This window comes from Burkholderia sp. MS389 (assembly GCF_016899425.1).
In the GTDB taxonomy this organism is placed as follows: domain Bacteria; phylum Pseudomonadota; class Gammaproteobacteria; order Burkholderiales; family Burkholderiaceae; genus Burkholderia; species Burkholderia sola.
Window position 1 is genome coordinate 2,642,401 of sequence record NZ_CP045994.1, and the last position, 17,902, is coordinate 2,660,302.

At 69.2% G+C, this 17,902-nt stretch carries 11 protein-coding genes; 4 read left to right on the forward strand and 7 right to left on the reverse strand.

The features are described from left to right. Positions 1-92 precede the first annotated feature (92 nt). Positions 93-1,181, reverse strand: coding sequence for a glycosyltransferase family 9 protein (locus GJG85_RS12295; RefSeq protein WP_050016509.1), 1,089 nt, complete (start codon positions 1,179-1,181; stop codon positions 93-95). 311 nt (positions 1,182-1,492) lie between these two features. Next, positions 1,493-5,026, reverse strand: coding sequence for a DNA polymerase III subunit alpha (gene dnaE / locus GJG85_RS12300; protein ID WP_050016359.1), 3,534 nt, complete (start codon positions 5,024-5,026; stop codon positions 1,493-1,495). Positions 5,027-5,242: 216 nt separating this feature from the next. Between dnaE and GJG85_RS12305 the strand changes: the two genes are divergently transcribed. Beyond that, entirely contained in the window at positions 5,243-6,097 is an 855-nt protein-coding gene (locus GJG85_RS12305; protein WP_050016357.1) for a sulfurtransferase, read from the forward strand. Between the two features lie 36 nt (positions 6,098-6,133). Then, positions 6,134-7,030 (forward strand): tRNA glutamyl-Q(34) synthetase GluQRS, encoded by an 897-nt coding sequence (gene gluQRS, locus GJG85_RS12310; RefSeq protein WP_050016356.1) that lies wholly within the window; start codon positions 6,134-6,136, stop codon positions 7,028-7,030. 265 nt (positions 7,031-7,295) lie between these two features. Here gluQRS and GJG85_RS12315 read toward each other — a convergent pair whose 3' ends face one another. The 4 genes from GJG85_RS12315 to purT all read right to left on the reverse strand — a co-directional run bounded on the left by GJG85_RS12315 (position 7,296) and on the right by purT (position 11,140). Continuing rightward, positions 7,296-8,801 (reverse strand): DEAD/DEAH box helicase, encoded by a 1,506-nt coding sequence (locus GJG85_RS12315; RefSeq protein WP_204383338.1) that lies wholly within the window; start codon positions 8,799-8,801, stop codon positions 7,296-7,298. A 446-nt stretch (positions 8,802-9,247) separates the two neighbouring features. Next, positions 9,248-9,628: an MliC family protein gene (locus tag GJG85_RS12320; RefSeq protein ID WP_204383340.1), complete on the reverse strand. Its 381-nt coding sequence runs from the start codon at positions 9,626-9,628 to the stop codon at positions 9,248-9,250. A gap of 93 nt (positions 9,629-9,721) precedes the next feature. After that, on the reverse strand, positions 9,722-9,907 hold the full coding sequence (locus GJG85_RS12325; protein ID WP_050016351.1) for a DUF6726 family protein: 186 nt from the start codon (positions 9,905-9,907) through the stop codon (positions 9,722-9,724). Between the two features lie 18 nt (positions 9,908-9,925). Beyond that, on the reverse strand, positions 9,926-11,140 hold the full coding sequence (purT, locus tag GJG85_RS12330; protein WP_089488702.1) for a formate-dependent phosphoribosylglycinamide formyltransferase: 1,215 nt from the start codon (positions 11,138-11,140) through the stop codon (positions 9,926-9,928). A gap of 216 nt (positions 11,141-11,356) precedes the next feature. On the opposite strand from purT, the gene GJG85_RS12335 reads away from it, so the two are divergent. Both GJG85_RS12335 and GJG85_RS12340 read left to right on the forward strand, forming a co-directional pair. Beyond that, positions 11,357-11,902, forward strand: coding sequence for an META domain-containing protein (locus GJG85_RS12335; protein ID WP_050016347.1), 546 nt, complete (start codon positions 11,357-11,359; stop codon positions 11,900-11,902). A 177-nt stretch (positions 11,903-12,079) separates the two neighbouring features. Beyond that, the gene (locus GJG85_RS12340) at positions 12,080-16,429 is read left to right on the forward strand and encodes a DNA translocase FtsK (RefSeq protein ID WP_275564757.1); all 4,350 of its coding nucleotides are present in this window, start codon (positions 12,080-12,082) and stop codon (positions 16,427-16,429) included. A 120-nt stretch (positions 16,430-16,549) separates the two neighbouring features. Here GJG85_RS12340 and GJG85_RS12345 read toward each other — a convergent pair whose 3' ends face one another. Further along, positions 16,550-17,797, reverse strand: a complete 1,248-nt coding sequence (locus GJG85_RS12345; protein WP_124631388.1) for a lactonase family protein — start codon at positions 17,795-17,797, stop codon at positions 16,550-16,552. Positions 17,798-17,902: the final 105 nt, after the last annotated feature.

Genomic DNA, 17,902 nt, shown 5'->3' on the forward strand with positions numbered 1-17,902 from the left:
GGCGCGGCATCGCGCACCGGCGCACAGGCTGCCGCGATGCGGCCCCGCCGGCGCAGCGTCGTGCGGGACGCGGCCGCACGACGCGCCCGGCGCTACGATGCGATCGGCGCGATCGCAGGTGACGTGGCGGCGGCCGGTTGCGCGAGCGCCGTACCGGCCGCGGCTTCGTCGCGATGGCCGGCCTGCGGCAGCAGGTGGCGCACCGCGCGCTCGACCGCATCGATACCGATCGCGTCGACGGTCGGGCCCGCGCGCAGGATCACGTGCGGCACGCCGAGCGGATGCCAGCGCAGGTATTTCTCGGGACGATCCTCGAACAGGGCGGCCACCGGTACGCCGAGCGCCGACGCAAGATGCACGGGCGCGCTGTCGGCCGAGACGATCGCATCGAGCAGGCTCGCGGCCGCCACCAGCTCGGCGACCGACGAAGGTGCGACATGCCGTGCATTCACGTCGCGCCACAACTCGCCTTCGGCAGCGTGGCCGATGGCCGGATCGCGAAACACGATCACGTCGGCGACCGGTGCGAGGCGCTCGCCGAGGTCGCGCCAGCGGTCGGCGGGCCAGCGGCGCTCGACCGCCTTGTTCGACACGAACAGCCCGACGCGCGGCCTCATGCGCGCGCCGAGCAGCCGATGCCACGTTTCCTGCAGCGTGCGATCGGGATGCACCGACAGCGCGAGGCGATCGAGATCGGCGCAACCGAGTTCGGGCACGAGCCGGAAGCCCGACAACGCTTCGTGGCACATCGGCCGCCGCGCGACATGCTCGGGCTTGCGATCGTCGAATTCGGTCTCGGCATCGTGCCAGCGGCAATCCTTCGCGCGAAGCTGGCGCGCGAACTGCATGCTGCTGCGATGCATGCCGCCGTTCGGCACGATCACGAGGTCGAACCGCAAGCGGCGCAGACGGCGCACGAGGCGCAGCCGGTCGAGGAATGCGCGCATCCGGCCGGGACGATCGTTGCGCTCGCACTGGCGGCTGTACACGTAGGTGTGGATCGTATCCACGTCCGGGTTTCCGGCCAGCGCGGCCGCGTTGTAGCGGTTCGCGACCACATGCAGCTCCGCGCCCGTCCAACGCGCCTTCAGCGCGCCGAGAAACGCCGTCGTGCACAGCATGTCGCCCAGAAAATCAATCCGGATCACGAGGATCCGCTGCGGCGGGTTTCCATTGGCCATGGTCATGTGGGGACAATCAGTTTTTATCGTCGCGACGGGCCGTTCCACGGCATCCTGGTCCGAGGGCTTACCGTGCCGCGCGCTGCCGCACGCCGCACGGATCCCGCCCCTGTTTACGCGCGCTATCGGCGATGCTCGCCATGCGAACCCGCGGCACGCGTCGCGTTCGGACGGTTAGCGCGGGATTGTATAGCGTCCGGATGGCCAGCCCAAGACCCCGGCTGCCGCCACACGTAAAAACGGCCCGCCGCACCGCACGATGGCGATGCGGCGGGCCGCCTCTGCGCGACCGCCGCCGAAGCGGGGCGCGGTCAGTACGTGATTTCGACGACGCTGCCGTCGAACGCCGCGCGCAGATCCGCCAGCAGCACGTCGCTCGGCTTCACGCGCCACGCGTCGCCCAGGCGCATTTCGCCTTGCGCGCGCGCGTTGCTGTAGTGGATCTGGACGGCAAGCCCGTTCGGCAGCGGCGCCGGCGGGCGCCGACCGCCATCGCGCCCCCCGCCGCGCGGCGCGGGCGCTTCGACCACGTTCGCCGCGGCCGGATCGTCGTTCGACACGTGCGGCTCGAGCACGCGGCGCAGCGCGAGCGCGTCGGCGTTGCCGTTCATCGTCAGCCGCACGGCCTGCGCATAGCGGCTGCGGGCACGTTCGAGATCCATCACGGTATCGGCGGTGAAGCGGATGCCGCCGGTAAACGCGTCGTTGCGCGCCTGCCCCTGCACGATCAGCAGCTCGTCTTCCTTGAACAGCGCCTTGTTCGCCTCGAACTGTTCGTTGAAGATCGTGATCTCGCACTGGCCGGAGCCGTCGTCGAGCAGCGCGATCAGCATCTTGCCGCGCTGGGTCATCTGCGTGCGCAGCGACGCGATGATGCCGGCGACGAGCTTGTCGCGCCCTTCCTTCAGGTCGCCGACCTTCTGTCGCACGAAGCGGCGCACTTCTTCGCGATACGCGTCGAACAGATGACCGGACAGGTAGAAGCCGAGCGCGGCCTTTTCTTCCTGCAGGCGGCGCTTGTCGTCCCACGCGGGTTCGTCGACGAGCGCGTGCGCATGCGGCGACTCGGCGCCCATGTCGAACAGCCCGGCCTGCATCGCGTTCGCTTCGGCCTGATCGGCCGCTTCCATCGCGAGCGGCACCGACGCGATCAACTGCGCACGGTTCGGGTTCAGCGAGTCGAACGCGCCGGCGCGGATCAGCGCCTCGACCGTGCGGCGGTTGACGACGCGCCGGTCGATCCGTTCGCAGAAGTCGAACAGGTCGGTGAACGCCTTTTCCTCGCGCGCACGCAGGATTTCCTCGATCGCGTTCTGGCCGCTGCCCTTCACCGCGCCGAGCCCGTAGCGGATCGTGCGCGAGCGCTTGCCGTCGGCTTGCGCGACCGGCTCGAACCGGTAATGCGACTGGTTGATGTCCGGCGGCAGCACGGCGAGGTTGTTCACGACGCAGTCGTCGAACAGGATCTTCACCTTGTCGGTGTCGTCCATCGCGAGCGTCATGTTGGCCGCCATGAATTCGGCCGGATGGTGCGCCTTCAGCCACGCGGTGTAATACGCGAGCAGCGCATACGCGGCCGCGTGCGACTTGTTGAAGCCGTAGCCCGCGAACTTCTCCATCAAGTCGAAGATCTCGTCGGATTTCTCGCGCGTGAGGCCGTTCTTCGCCGCACCCTCGGCGAAGATCTCGCGATGCTTGGCCATCTCCTCGGGCTTCTTCTTGCCCATCGCGCGACGCAGCAAGTCCGCGCCGCCGAGCGAATAGCCGCCGATGATCTGCGCCATCTGCATCACCTGCTCCTGATAGACCATGATGCCGTAGGTCTCTTTCAGGACGGGTTCGACGCGCGGATCCGGATAGTCGACCTTCTCGCGCCCGTGCTTGCGTGCGCAGAAGCTCGGGATCAGGTCCATCGGGCCCGGACGGTACAACGACACGAGCGCGATGATGTCCTCGAAGCGGTCGGGCTGCGCATCCTTCAGCATGCCCTGCATCCCGCGGCTTTCCAGCTGGAACACCGCGACCGTGTTGGCCTTCTTCAGGATCTGGAACGACGCCGGATCGTCGAGCGGCACCTGCGCGAGCGACCAGTCGGCCTTCGACGGATCGAGGCGGCGGATGTAGCGCTCGGCCCAGTCGAGGATCGTCAGCGTCGTGAGGCCCAGAAAGTCGAACTTCACGAGGCCGACGGCTTCGACGTCGTCCTTGTCGTACTGGCTGACCACGCCGCCGTCGTCGCCCTGCGTGTACAGCGGGCAGAAATCGGTCAGCTTGCCGGGCGCGATCAGCACGCCGCCCGCGTGCATCCCGACGTTACGCGTCAAGCCCTCGACGCGCTGCGCGAGATCGAGCAGTTGGTGGACTTCGTCCTCGTGGTCGTAGCGCTCCTGCAGCTGCGGCTCTTCCTTCATCGCGTCGGCAATCGTCACGTGCTTGCCGGGCTTGAACGGAATCAGCTTCGCGACGCCGTCGGTGAACATGTAGCCGAGGTCGAGCACGCGGCCGATGTCGCGCACGGCCGCCTTCGCGGCCATCGTGCCGAACGTGGCGATCTGCGACACGGCGTCCGCGCCGTATTTCTCCTTCACGTACTGGATCACGCGATCGCGGCCGTGCTGGCAGAAGTCGATGTCGAAGTCGGGCATCGACACGCGTTCCGGGTTCAGGAAGCGCTCGAACAGCAGGTTGTAGCGCAGCGGATCGAGATCGGTGATGCCGAGCGCGTACGCGACCAGCGAGCCGGCGCCCGAGCCGCGGCCCGGGCCGACCGGCACGCCGTTGTTCTTCGCCCAGTTGATGAAGTCCGCGACGATCAGGAAGTAGCCGGGAAAGCCCATCTTCGTGATGGTCCCGCACTCGAATTCGAGGCGCTTGTAGTACGTGTCGCGCTGCGCGTCGCGCTCGGCTTCGACCGGATACAACTGCGCGAGGCGGGTCTCGAGCCCTTCCTTCGACAGCTGGACCAGGTAGTCGTCGAGCGACATGCCGTCCGGCGTCGGGAACAGCGGCAGTTTCGGCTTGCCGAGCTCGAGCTTCAGGTTGCAGCGCTTCGCGATCTCGACCGTGTTCGCGATCGCCGACGGCAGGTCGGCGAACAGCGCGGCCATGTCGTCCTGCGTGCGGAAATACTGGTCGGTCGTGAAACGCTTCTGGCGCCGCGGGTTCGCGAGGATGTCGCCTTCCGAGATGCACACGCGCGCCTCGTGCGCGGTGAAATCGTCGTCGGTCATGAACTGCGTCGGGTGCGTCGCGACGACCGGCAGCTTCAGCGACGCGGCGAGCGTCGCGGCCTGCTGGATGTATGCCTCGGCGCCCGGCTGGCCGTAACGCTGCAGCTCGATGTAGAAGCCGCCCGGAAACACCCGCGCCCAGCGCTCGGCGTGACGGCGCGCGGCTTCTTCGTTGCCCGCGGCCAGCGCGAGCCCGATATCGCCCTGCTGCGCGCCCGACAGTGCGAGCAGCCCCTGCGCGAGCTCGCCGTCGAGCCAGCTCGCGTCGAGTTCCGCGCGGCCGCGGTACTGGTTCGTGAGCCACGCCTTCGACAGCAGCTCGCAGAGATTCAGGTAACCGACCTTGTCCTTGACCAGCAGCAGCAGCCGCGACGGCTTGTCGCGGTCGTCCGGATTGGCTATCCAGACGTCGCAGCCGGCGATCGGCTTGATACCCTTGCCGCGGGCTTCCTGGTAGAAACGGACGAGACCGAATGCGTTGCCGAGATCGGTGAGCGCGAGCGCGCCCTGACCGTCCGCGGCGGCCGCCTTGACGATGTCGTCAATGCGCACGATGCCGTCGGCGATCGAGAATTCGGAGTGAACGCGAAGATGGACGAAGCGAGGATCTGACATGGGCGCTATTGTAGCCGCCTCGCCGCGCAGGCTGCCCAAAAAATGCCCGCTTTGGCCGTTCGGCCGATGCACGCGACGACGCGTCGCGCGGCTGGCCGATCGGCCGGATACCGATGCCCGCGCCGTTTGCGGGATAATACGGTTTTTCGAATCAACGCCCCGGCTTCGCACCCTTTTTTGCGGGCCACCGTGCGGCCGTTTTCCCGTCGGACCATCATGACTATCGTCAACCTCGCCGCCTACCACTTCGTGTCGCTCGACGCGAACGAGCAATGGCGTCCGCTCGTCACCGCCCGCTGCAACGAACTCGGCCTGCGCGGCACGATCCTGCTCGCGCCGGAAGGCATCAACCTGTTCATCGCCGGCACGCGCGAAGCCACCGACGCGTTCATCGCGTACATCCGCCACGATCCGCTGTTCGAAGGCAAGTTCGCGACGCTGCAGTTCAAGGAAAGCCTGTCCGACTCGCAGCCGTTCCGCCGCATGCTCGTGCGCCTGAAGCGCGAGATCATCACGATGAAGAAGCCCGCGATCAAGCCGGAACTCGGCCGCGCGCCGTTCGTCGATGCGCGCACGCTGAAGACGTGGCTCGACCGCGGCCACGACGACACGGGCCGCCCGGTCGTGATGCTCGACACGCGCAACGCGTTCGAAGTCGACGTCGGCACGTTCGACAACGCGCTCGACTACCGGATCGACAAGTTCAGCGAATTCCCGGAAGTGATCGACGCGAACCGCGCCGATCTCGAAGGCAAGACGGTCGTGTCGTTCTGCACCGGCGGCATCCGCTGCGAGAAAGCCGCGATCCACATGAAGGAAATCGGCATCGACAACGTGTACCAGCTCGAAGGCGGGATCCTGAAGTACTTCGAGGAAGTCGGCGGCGCCCACTATCACGGCGACTGCTTCGTGTTCGATTACCGCACCGCGCTGAATCCGCAACTCCAGCCCACCGAGAACGTCACGTGCTTCGCGTGTCGCGCGGTCGTCACGCCGGAAGCGCAACGATCGCCGAGCTACGTGCCCGGCCAGTCGTGCCCGGCCTGCGCGCAGGCAGCCAGCGCCGCGTAACGGCGCGCCTCCCCCACGTCTCACCGCGCCCCGCCGATGAACCCCGGCTATCGCGGCCGCTTCGCGCCCTCGCCCACCGGGCCGCTGCATTTCGGCTCACTGGTCGGCGCGCTCGCGAGCTGGCTCGACGCACGCGCGCACGACGGCATCTGGCTCGTGCGCATCGAGGATCTCGACGGCCCGCGCACGGTGCCCGGCGCGGCCGACGACATCCTCGCGACGCTCGCGCATTTCGGGATGACGCCCGACGAACCGCCCGTCTGGCAGAGTACGCGCGACGCGGCCTACGCGGCCGCGCTCGAGCGGCTCGTCGCGGCGGGGCGCGTGTATCCGTGCGGCTGCACGCGCAAGGAAATCGCCGATTCGCTGCGCGCCGCGCATGAACGCCACACGACGCTCGCGTATCCGGGCACCTGCCGCACCGGCCTGCACGGCAAGCCTGCACGCGCATGGCGGCTGCGCGTGCCGGACGGCAGCGACGCGGTCGTCACGTTCGACGACCGCTGGCAGCACACGCAATCGCAGAACCTCGCGACCGAAGTCGGCGATTTCGTGCTGAAACGCGCGGACGGCCAATGGGCGTATCAGCTCGCGGTCGTCGTCGACGATGCCGACGCCGGTATCACGCACGTCGTGCGCGGCGCCGATCTGCTCGATTCGACCGCGCGCCAGATCTATCTGCAGCGCTGCGTCGGCGTGCCGACGCCCGCATACCTGCACGTGCCGGTCGTCGTCGATGCGAACGGCGAAAAGCTCAGCAAGCAGACGGGCGCGACGGCGCTCGAGCGCCACGATCCGCTGCCGGCGCTGCGGGCGGCGGCAGCGCATCTCGGTCTGGCGGAAGGCGGCGATCTACCGGGCCATACGATCGACGCGTTCTACGCGGCCGCGACCGACGCGTGGGCACGTCGCTTCGGGCCGCGCGCCGGTTGAACCGCCTGCGCGACACCGGCCCGTAGCGACTGCGTTCCGGCATCCGTCAGCGGCGCATCCGACCGCATGAAAGCGTGACGGAAGCCGGAGCACCTCGTCCGCTGCGACACCGCATCAAAATATCCAATCCCGCACGCGGCAAGCTTTCGCGGCCGCGCGCACTCCCCGCCCCGATCGCGTCGCCCAATGAAAAACGGGCACATGCTCGTCGCATGCACCCGCTTGTCCGGCAGCGCCGACGCGCCGCCGCTGCGCTCCGCCCGGCTTACGCCGACGGCTTGCGCGGCATCCCGAAGCCGCCGAGCAGCGCGGCGACCTGGCGCTTCGGCCCTTTCTTTTCCGGCTGCTGCGCGGGCTGCGCGTCGTCCGGCTGCTTCGCGGACGCCGACGGCTCGTACGGCTTCAGGAAGAAATCATCGACCGGCGCTTCGTGGCGGCGATGATGGCCGCCGCGCTCGGTGCTGCCCGACCGGCGACCCGATGCACCGCGATGCTCGTCGCGATCGCGCCGACCGCCGCGCTCGCCACCTCGTTCGCCACCTCGTTCGCCACCGCGCTCGCTATTGCGCTCGCCGCCACGTTCATCGTGACGCTGGCGCGCCGGCTTGTCGAGCGTGAGCGTCTGCACGTCGAGCGGACGCTTGATCAGCTTCTCGATATCGGCGAGCTGCTTGCGCTCGTTCGGGCTGCACAGCGACAGCGCGTCGCCCGTCGCACCCGCGCGGCCGGTACGGCCGATCCGGTGCACGTAGTCTTCCGCGCTGAACGGCAGGTCGAAGTTGATCACGGCCGGCAGCTCGGCGATGTCGAGGCCGCGCGCGGCCACGTCGGTCGCGACCAGCGCTTCGATCTCGCCGCGCTTGAACGCGTCGAGCGCCTGCATCCGCTCGATCTGCGTCTTGTCGCCGTGAATCGCCGACGCGACCACGCCGTCGCGCTCGAGATTGCGCGCGAGCCGGCTCGCGCCGATCTTGCTGTTGCAGAACACGATCACCTGCTTGAGGCCGCGATCGCGCAGCAACTGCACGACGGCCGCCTGCTTGTCGCCCTCCGCGACGTCGTAGACGATCTGCGTGACGTTCGCGTTCGTCGAGTTGCTGCGCGCGACCTCGATCGTCTGCGGGTTACGCAGGTAGGTCGATGCGAGCTTCTTGATTTCGCCCGAGAACGTGGCCGAGAACAGCAGCGTCTGACGGTCCTTCGGCAGCAGGTTCAGGATGCGCTGCAGATCGGGCAGGAAGCCCATGTCGAGCATCCGGTCGGCTTCGTCGAGCACGAGGATCTGCACCTGGCCGAGGTTCGCCGTCTTCTGCTGCACGTGGTCGAGCAGGCGGCCCGGCGTCGCGATCAGGATCTCGACGCCGCGGCGCAGTTCGGCCGATTGCGGGTTCATGTCGACGCCGCCGAACACCACCGCGCTGCGCAGCGGCGTGTGCTTCGCATACGCGTGCACGTTCGCGGCGACCTGGTCGGCGAGTTCGCGGGTCGGCGTGAGGATCAGCGCCCGCACCGGGTGGCGCGCCGGGGACGCGCTCGTGTTCGCTTGCGGCAGCAGGCGCTGGATGATCGGCAGCGAGAAGCTCGCGGTCTTGCCGGTGCCCGTTTGCGCGGCGCCCATGACGTCGCGGCCGGCGAGCACGACCGGAATGGCCTGCGCCTGGATCGGCGTCGGCGTCGTATAGCCCTGCTCGACAATGGCTTTCAGGATATCGGGGGCAAGGCCGAATTGATCGAAGGTTGCGTCGACGGGCTTGGCGACAGAATCGGACATGGTGGCGTTTCGCTCAAAAGGCGCGGCGGGGACATCGTGCGTCAGGCCGGCCGGGGCCTGCGCTCATCACAATTCGGAAATAGACGGAGCCGCGGCGCGCCGCGCGGCGCCGCTCTGGCGCTTGGGACCGGTTCAATGCGAACGCTGGACGCCAGGCCGTGCGGACTCCGTTCGGCGCGAATGCCGGCGGAAAGGGCCGTATTGTAGCACCGTGCGGGCATCTGTCCGTGACAACGCCGCGAACGGTCGCGACGGCGGTTCGCGCGGCGGGCCTGCCCCGGCCTGCGGAGGCGAGCGGCTGGCCGATCGGCGTAGCCGTATCGGCGGATGAAAAATATCAGGGGTTCGATCGCGCAATCTCGCATCGGGATGCCCGCCGTCGGCCGCGCGTACGGGCCTTCAGCCCGGCGCAACCGGTCAGGGCGAACAGGCTCCGCGCCCGCTGCTCAGCCCTTCTTCTTTTTCTTATCGACCTGCACGCAATCGCCCAGCAGCGGCGGCGACTTCGGGTCGGCGATCTCGTCGCGCAGCGTCGCTTCCTTGCCTTTCGTCCACCACGTATAGCGGCCGGCCTGGTAGCGCGCGCCCGACCCCGACACCGTGTCGACGAACAGCATCTGCTTGCCGTCGACCGGCACGAGCGCGAAGCTCTGGCCGTTGCCCGCGAGCCAGTACGACACACGCACCGGCGCCTTGCGGTTCGCGCACTGGTAGACGGTAGGCTGGCGCGCGTCGGCGTCGATCTCTTCGACGGTCAGTTGCGCGGCATGCGCGATGGAAACGGCACTGCCGGCGAGCGCAAGCGCGGCGAGGGTTGGGCGAATCATGCAGGTCCTCTCACGAGACGGGTGGAAGCGCGCCATCGGCGGGCGCGCGGTTATTGTTTATCAGGCTGCGGGAAATCGCGTCGGCCGCCGGAATCACGGATCGATCACGTCCGCGCACGCATCGGTCGGCGCCGCGGCGACATGGCCGACGAGCGGCACGATCTTGAGCCCGGCCGACGCCACCCGGCACGGCGCGGCCGCGAGGCCGCAGCCCGCGAGACTCGCGATGAGCGCCAGCGCGGCGCCCAGCTTTCCAATACGCAACCACCTCGACGCCATCGTCGTCTCCTCGTTCCGTCAACGCGCCGACACGGGCCGCACGGCCGCGGCCGCGCGCTTCGCGCGTTCGCGGGCTTCGTCGACGGTCGCGCCGGTCGCCAGCGCGACGCCCATGCGCCGCTTCGCAAAACTCTCCGGCTTGCCGAACAGGCGCAGGTCCGCGCCCGGCACCGCGAGCGCGTCGCGCACGCCTTCGAACGCGATCCAGCGCTCGTCGAGCCCGCCGTAGATCACCGCCGACGCGGCCGGCGTGCCGAGCGCCGGATCGACCGGCAGCCCGAGAATCGCCCGCGCATGCAGCTCGAATTCCGACTGGCGCTGCGACGCGAGCGTGACGAGGCCCGTATCGTGCGGCCGCGGGCTCACCTCGGAGAACCAGACGTCATCGCCGCGCACGAACAGCTCGACGCCGAACAACCCGCGCCCGCCGAGCGCCTCGGTCACCTTGTGCGCGATCTCGCGCGACTTCTCGAGCGCCGCCGCGCTCATCGGCTGCGGCTGCCACGATTCGACGTAGTCGCCCGCCACTTGCACGTGGCCGACCGGCTCGCAGAAGTAGGTGCGCGTGTCGAGCGTCGCCGGGTCGATCGCGCGCACGGTCAGTTGCGTGATCTCGTAGTCGAAATCGACGAAGCCCTCGACGATCACGCGGCCGTGGTTCACGCGCCCGCCCGCCATCGCGTAGTCCCACGCGGCTTGCACGTCGGCGGCGGTCTTCACGACCGACTGCCCCTTGCCCGACGACGACATCACGGGCTTCACGACGCACGGCATGCCGATCTTCGCGACGGCCCCGCTGAAGGCCTCGAACGAATCCGCGAACGCATACGGGGAAGTCGGCAGGCCGAGTTCCTCGGCCGCGAGCCGGCGGATCCCTTCGCGATTCATCGTGAGCTGCGTCGCGCGCGCGGTCGGGATCACCTCGGCGAGACCGGACGCCTCGATCGCCGCGAGCGCGTCGGTGGCGATCGCCTCGATTTCGGGGACGATCAGGTGCGGGCGCTCGGCTTCGACGATGGCCCGCAGCGCGGCCGGGTCCGTCATGTCGATCACGTGCGCGCGATGCGCGACCTGGTGGCCCGGTGCGTCCGGATAGCGATCGACCGCGATGACTTCGACGCCGAGACGCTGCAACGCGATGATGACTTCCTTGCCGAGCTCGCCCGCGCCGAGCAGCATGACGCGCGTGGCCGAGGGTGAAAGCGGCGTACCGAGCCGCTGACCGATCTGCATGTGATTTCCCGCTGGTTCTGTTGGAGGACGAAAACGGCTTCGATGTTAACACGGGCATCGGAGCCGGTTTGGGCGGTTGGGCCGCACCCGCGCGCGATCGCGCGAGGCCCGTGGACGCCCCGCGAACGTTTTCGCACGCGAAGTGTCGGCTCGCCTGCCGCGGGGCGGGTGCGTTACTCTTACGCCTTGATCAGAATCCGAAGAGGAACGAGGCTCATGTCCCACCTGTCTGCCGCCGCACGCGCACGCACCGGCCTGCTTCGCCCGTTGCGCGCGCCGCTCTGCGCGTTGACGCTTGCCACGCTTCTCGCCGCCTGCGCGATGCCGACCCATCCCGATTCCGCCGCCCCCGCGCCCGACCCGTACAACCCGGCCGCCGTCCAGTTGCTCGACGACACGAGCTGGGAACTCACCAGCTGGGTGAACGCCGACGGCACGCCACGCGCGATCCCGCACGGCGACAACGGCGAGCCGATCAGGCTCGCGCTGTCGACCGACTCGGGCATCCGGCGCGCGAGCGGGTTCTCGGGCTGCAACCGCTACATGGGCACCTACGCGATCAAGAACGGCCTGCTGAGCTTCGGCCCGCTCGCCGGCACGCGGATGGCCTGCCCGAACACGCTCGGCGGCCAGCTCGAATCCGCGTACCTCGACGCGCTCGCCCACATCGAGAAGACCGGCGTACAGATGCGCGCGCCCCAGCAATTGCAGATCGTGACGCAGGCCGGCGCAACACTGACGTTCACGCACCGGAGCCCCTGATGCACGGCGCGCGCGAAGGCCGACCGACCGCCTTCGCGTGGCGCGCGACGCGCATGTGCGATCCACGTGCGTCGCGCGGCGTGAATCGGAATCACGCCGCGTTAGAGTCTTGTTCGCCGGCCGGTTAAACTCGGCGGGTCGCGCCCCGCGCGCCCCTCCCCACTCCTGTTTCAAAGCATGCACACGGTTGTCTTCGGCTGGTTCGGCATCTCCGCCGTCTGGTTCCTCCTTCTCTTCTGGCGTCTCGTGCAGGCGATGCTGCCCGGCGGCGCCGGGCTCGCCGGCCGCGGCTCGATCCGCCTGTGGCTCGGCTTCGCCGCGGTATTCGTCTCAAGCGTCACGCTGACGAGCCCGCTGTCGGGCCCCGACACGAACGCGCTCGGCCATGCGTGCTCGGCCGGCTTCGCCCACGTGCTCGGCCCGATCGGCACGCCGGTCGCGATGGTCGTGCTGTTCTTCGCCGGCTTGCCCTGGCTGACCGGCATCGGCTGGCGGCAGTTCGCCGCGTGGGTCGACACGTCGTTCGGCGTCAAGCTGTCGCGCGACGGCGGCGACGACGACGCGCGCGGGATCGCCGACCTGCCGCGCAGCGCGCTGCATCGCGACGACGACGTCGTACAGCCGACCACCGCCCACACCGTCAACTCGATGGCGCCGCGCCAGAACGGCCGGTATTCGCGCCCGACGGTGTGGAAACCCGATCCGCAGGCGCGACCGAAGCCGCGCAGCAAGACGCCACCGCGTCCCTTTGCCGAGCCCGTCGCGCCGTCGGGCTGGCTGAAGCCGACGGCGCCGCAGCGCACGCCTGCGCCGGCCGCGCCGATCCCGGCCAGCGCGATGCCGCCGCCGACCACCGGCAGCACCGCCAGCCTCGCGCGCGCCGCGGCGAACGCGCAAATGCCGCGCCCCGCGCCGGCGCCGCTGCCGGCCGGATTCGAACCCGTCCGGCCGCGTCCGACCGCCGCGCGGCCGGCCACCGCCGCGCTGACGCAGACGGCGCCGCGCGCCACGGTCACGCCACGACCGGCCGGTACGCAGCCGCAAACGCAGCGTCCGCCGGTGCTCCCGGTCGCGGGCACGACGGCAGCCGGCCTGTCGCCGGACGCGGCCCGACGCCGCTCGGCGCCCCCCGCGCCGGCGCGCGCGCCGCTCTATGCGTGGAACGAGAAGCCGGCCGCGCCGATTACGCCGGCGCCGAGCGTTCACGACACGCTGCGCTCGATCGAGGCCAGCACCGCGCAATGGGCGACGCTGGGCGGCGCGCAGTCGGGCGATGCGACGCACGCGGCGGCCCCAGCCGCTGCCGTGGCCGGCGTAACCGCGGCAGCGGGCAGCGTCGCGGCATCGGCATCGGCCGCCGCGTCGAACGCGTTCGTCTCCGCGGCGCACGGCGTCGCAGCCCAGGACGCCCATGTTCCGGCCGAATCCGCGACCTCACCCGCTTACGACGACGGCGCACCGATCGTGCTCGACGCCTTCATGCCGGCGGAATCCGGTATCGCGCAGGCTCCGGTCGGCGATTCGTCCACTCCTGCATTCGATGACGCTGAATCGAACGCACGGTGGAATCCCGGCATCGACGATGCCGCGTTCTCGCATCGTGCCGACGACGAGATCCGTCACGTCGACCAAGCGGCCACCGCGCCGTCGATCGACGCGCCCATCGACCTCGCGCCGTGGGAAGACGTCGTCAGCCCGGCAGCTTCTGCGCTCGACGTGTCGACCGAAAGCCCGATCGCCGAGTCGCCGGCGCACAGCGCGGGATCGGAGTCCACCCATTCAGCCTTCACGCCAGCAGGTGCTGCAGCCGTTCGCGCTCTCGGCATCAGCGAGCCGACCGCGTCCGTCGATATCGACGACAACGACGACGCACAACCGGCGCCTGCAATCGATCGCGCTGCACCGGAAGCTGCCAAGCCGGTCGAGGCGGACCCCGCGGCACCGTTGTCGGCCGTCACTCAACGCGCGACGGCCGCTACATATTGGACTGCGTCGACGATGCAGCCTGCCGCGACGCAGACAACCGTCGCCGCGGAATTGCCGAAAGCGCCGGCGGTCCAGCCGTTTGCCGCAGCATCGACGGCTGCGGCTGTCGCCGCATCGCCGCAGGTCAGCACGGCGCCTGACTCGACTGCCCCCGCATCGAGCATCGCGCCCGTCGCCGCCGCCGTTTCGCCGGTCGGCGCGACCGGCACGGCGTCCGCTTTGCCGTCGCAACCGGCCGCATCGGCACCGCCCGTTACTTCCGCCGCGTCGGCATCGCCTGCCGGTGTCACGGGCATGACTTACGGTTCGCTTCCCCCCGCTTCGACGCCCGGATCGACCGATGCGCCCGCCGCGACGCCGTCGACGACCGGCGCGTCGGGTTCGACGTTCGGTTCGACTGCGCAAGCGCCTGCAACACCTGCGCCCGCCACCGCGACACCGGCGACTTTCACGTCCGCACCCATCGCTGCGCCGTCTTCCGCGCCGGCATCGACGTTTTCCACCGACACGGCAACCACGTCGACCACGTTGACCGGCACGACGACCTTCGCTCCATCCGGCTCATCGAGCGCGGTCGCGCCGCAGCCGGCAATCGGCCTGCCCGCGTCGCCAGCCGCGTCCGCACCGGCGTCACCGTCCTTCAGCGCGATCGCGCCGACGACCACGGCCGCCGCGACGCCGGCTTACCAAGTCGCAGGCGCCGCTGCAGGCGGATCGCCGACGTCCATCGGTGCGGCCACCGCGACGCAGGCGCCGTCGATCGCGACTGTCCCTGCCGCAGTCGCGACCCCGACGCTCACGACACAGCCCGCGCCTGCCGCCTCGTCGGCGAGCTGGTCCGTGTCGCATGACGTGACCGCCACACCGCCCGCGGCAACCGTCCCCGGCGCGAACCTCCCGCCCACGCCGGCAACCGTCATTTCCGCGCCGCCGCCCGTCGCGATCCCGCCCATCGGCGCACCGGCCACCGACGCAATCGAGACGACCGAACCGGCCCCGGCCGCGCCCCCCGCCCGCCCGCCGCGCCCGAACGCGTTCGAATTCCACGCGCCCGCGTCGTTCAACGTCGAACTGCCGACGCTCGACCTGCTCGAGCCCGCGTCCGACGACGTCGAAACGATCACCGAGGAACACCTCGCGCAAACCGCGCAAGTAATCGAACAGCGGCTGCAGGAATTCAAGGTGCCGGTGACGGTGGTCGGCGCATCGGCCGGCCCCGTGATCACGCGCTTCGAGATCGAGCCCGCGCTCGGCGTGCGCGGCAGCCAGATCGTCGGGCTGATGAAGGACCTGTCGCGCGGCCTCGGCCTCACGTCGATCCGCGTCGTCGAGACGATCCCCGGCAAGACCTGCATGGGTCTCGAACTGCCGAACGCGAAGCGCCAGATGATCCGCCTGTCGGAGATCCTCGAATCGCGGCAGTACCAGCATTCGCCGTCGCAACTGACGATCGCGATGGGCAAGGACATCACCGGCCACCCGGTCGTCACCGATCTCGCAAAGGCGCCGCACATGCTCGTGGCGGGCACGACGGGTTCGGGCAAGTCGGTCGCGATCAACGCGATGATCCTGTCGCTGCTGTACAAGGCGACGCCGGAAGACGTGCGGCTCATCATGATCGACCCGAAGATGCTGGAGCTGTCGGTCTACGAAGGCATCCCGCACCTGCTCGCGCCGGTCGTCACCGACATGAAGCTCGCGGCGAACGCGCTGAACTGGTGCGTCGGCGAAATGGAGAAGCGCTACCGGCTGATGTCGGCCGTCGGCGTGCGCAACCTCGCGGGCTTCAACCAGAAGATCCGCGACGCAGAGGCGAAGGAAAAGAAGATCGGCAACCCGTTCTCGCTGACGCCCGAGGATCCGGAGCCGCTGTCGACGCTGCCGCTGATCGTCGTCGTGATCGACGAGCTGGCCGACCTGATGATGGTCGCCGGCAAGAAGATCGAGGAGCTGATCGCCCGCCTCGCGCAGAAGGCGCGCGCGGCCGGCATCCACCTGATCCTCGCGACGCAACGGCCGTCCGTCGACGTGATCACGGGCCTCATCAAGGCGAACATCCCGACGCGCGTCGCGTTCCAGGTGTCGTCGAAGATCGACTCGCGCACGATCCTCGACCAGATGGGCGCCGAGTCGCTGCTCGGGATGGGCGACATGCTGTTCCTGCCGCCGGGCACCGGTTATCCTCAGCGCGTGCACGGCGCGTTCGTCGCCGACGAGGAAGTGCACCGGATCGTCGAGTACCTGAAGCAGTTCGGCGAGCCGCAGTACGAGGAAGGGATTCTCGACGGCCCGGCCGCCGACGGCGCGACGCAGGACCTGTTCGGCGATGCGCCGGATGCGGAAGCCGATCCGCTGTACGACGAAGCCGTCGCGTTCGTCGTGCGCACGCGGCGCGCGTCGATCTCGTCGGTGCAGCGTCAGTTGCGCATCGGCTACAACCGCGCGGCGCGGCTCGTCGAGCAGATGGAAGCCGCGGGCCTCGTGTCGGCGATGGGCATCAACGGCAGCCGCGAGGTGCTCGTGCCGGCCGCGGCCGACTGAGCAAGCCGGCAGCACGGCCGCCGGCATCGATACGGGCGCGCCGCGCAAGCGGCTGCCGCAAATACGAAGGGCGCTGCCTCGGCAGCGCCCTTCTCGCATCGACCGGGAATCGGCCGCGATTTACTGCGCGACCGGCACCAGCTTGAAGTCGACCGGCTTGCCGACCGCGACCTTCTGCGGATTCGCGCCGAGCTGCCCCGTTTCGACATCGCGACTGAATACGTAGAACGTGTCGCTGTCCTGGTTGCCGACGATCAGCCACTTGCCGGTCGGGTCGATCAGGAATTCGCGCGGCGTCTTGCCGAGGCTCGACTGGCGGCCGACGCGCTTCAACCGGCCGTCGGCCTGGTTCACCGCGTAGATCACCAGGTCGTTCGCGTCGCCGCGGTTGCTCGCGTACAGGAAGCGGCCGTCCGGCGACAGGTGGATCGCGCCGCCGCCGACCTTGCCCTTGAAGCCCGGCGCCGTCATCGGCACCGTCTCGACCGGCGTCAGCTTGCCGTCGCGATAGCCGAACACCTCGACCGACGCGTTGAGCTCGCTCGTCACATACGCGAAGCGGCCGTCCGCGCCGAACACCATGTGACGCGGGCCGGAGCCTGCCTTCACCGGCGTGTAGCGCGTGTCGGTCGGGCTGATCAGCCCGCGGCTGCCGTCCACCGTGTAGCGGTAGCCGTAGATCTTGTCCGCGCCGAGATCCTGCACGAACAGGTAGCGGCCGTCCGGCGAAAACACCGTCGAATGCACGTGCGCGCCGTCCTGGCGGCCCTTCACGGGCCCGGTGCCTTCGTGGTGGACCGCCAGCACGGCCTGGCCGGCCGCGCCGTCGTCGCGCAGCGGAAATACCGCGAAGCTGCCGCCCGGGTCGGCCGCGACCGAGTAGTTGGCGGTCACGAGGTACTTGCCGTCCGGCGACAGCGCGAGATAGCAAGGGTCGTTCCCTTCCGACGATACACGCTCGATGAAGCTCAGCGCGCCTGTCTTCGCGTCGAAGCGGAACGCGCTGACGCCGCCGCGCTGCGTCGCGGGCCCGTCGTCGCCGGGGAGTTCGTTGACCGCGTAGACGGTGCGACCGTCGCGGCTCGGCAACAGATACGACGGATTCACGGTCTTCGCCGACGATACCGGCGCGACGCTGCCGGTTTTGGTATCGAAGCGATAAACGTAGATCCCGTCGCTGCCGCCACCCGTATAGGTGCCGACGAGCAGGTTGTAGACGCCGTCGGCCGGGGCGGACGATTGCTGCGCGAATGCGTGGGTCGCGGACAGGGAAAGCACGATCGCGAAACCTTTCATCCAGTGAGCGAACCTAAGCGGCAACCCTCGTGTCGAAGCGCGTGCGTCACGCTCCCGTAAACGGTTGGCCATTGAATCCTCCTTGCATCGAGTCGCTTCAAGTGTTGAGATAGGACGAAACGCCGGCCGTTCATGCGCTCCGCCGCCCGGCCGAGTATACGGGGCGCGGCGCCCGGG

What these genes read in the sequence shown, in the direction of transcription:
- GJG85_RS12295 (WP_050016509.1), bottom strand. Translation starts at nt 1,181, where the DNA reads ATGGCCAATGGAAACCCGCCGCAGCGGATCCTCGTGATCCGGATTGAT.
- dnaE (WP_050016359.1), bottom strand. Translation starts at nt 5,026, where the DNA reads ATGTCAGATCCTCGCTTCGTCCATCTTCGCGTTCACTCCGAATTCTCG.
- GJG85_RS12305 (WP_050016357.1), top strand. Translation starts at nt 5,243, where the DNA reads ATGACTATCGTCAACCTCGCCGCCTACCACTTCGTGTCGCTCGACGCG.
- gluQRS (WP_050016356.1), top strand. Translation starts at nt 6,134, where the DNA reads ATGAACCCCGGCTATCGCGGCCGCTTCGCGCCCTCGCCCACCGGGCCG.
- GJG85_RS12315 (WP_204383338.1), bottom strand. Translation starts at nt 8,801, where the DNA reads ATGTCCGATTCTGTCGCCAAGCCCGTCGACGCAACCTTCGATCAATTC.
- GJG85_RS12320 (WP_204383340.1), bottom strand. Translation starts at nt 9,628, where the DNA reads ATGATTCGCCCAACCCTCGCCGCGCTTGCGCTCGCCGGCAGTGCCGTT.
- GJG85_RS12325 (WP_050016351.1), bottom strand. Translation starts at nt 9,907, where the DNA reads ATGGCGTCGAGGTGGTTGCGTATTGGAAAGCTGGGCGCCGCGCTGGCG.
- purT (WP_089488702.1), bottom strand. Translation starts at nt 11,140, where the DNA reads ATGCAGATCGGTCAGCGGCTCGGTACGCCGCTTTCACCCTCGGCCACG.
- GJG85_RS12335 (WP_050016347.1), top strand. Translation starts at nt 11,357, where the DNA reads ATGTCCCACCTGTCTGCCGCCGCACGCGCACGCACCGGCCTGCTTCGC.
- GJG85_RS12340 (WP_275564757.1), top strand. Translation starts at nt 12,080, where the DNA reads ATGCACACGGTTGTCTTCGGCTGGTTCGGCATCTCCGCCGTCTGGTTC.
- GJG85_RS12345 (WP_124631388.1), bottom strand. Translation starts at nt 17,797, where the DNA reads ATGGCCAACCGTTTACGGGAGCGTGACGCACGCGCTTCGACACGAGGG.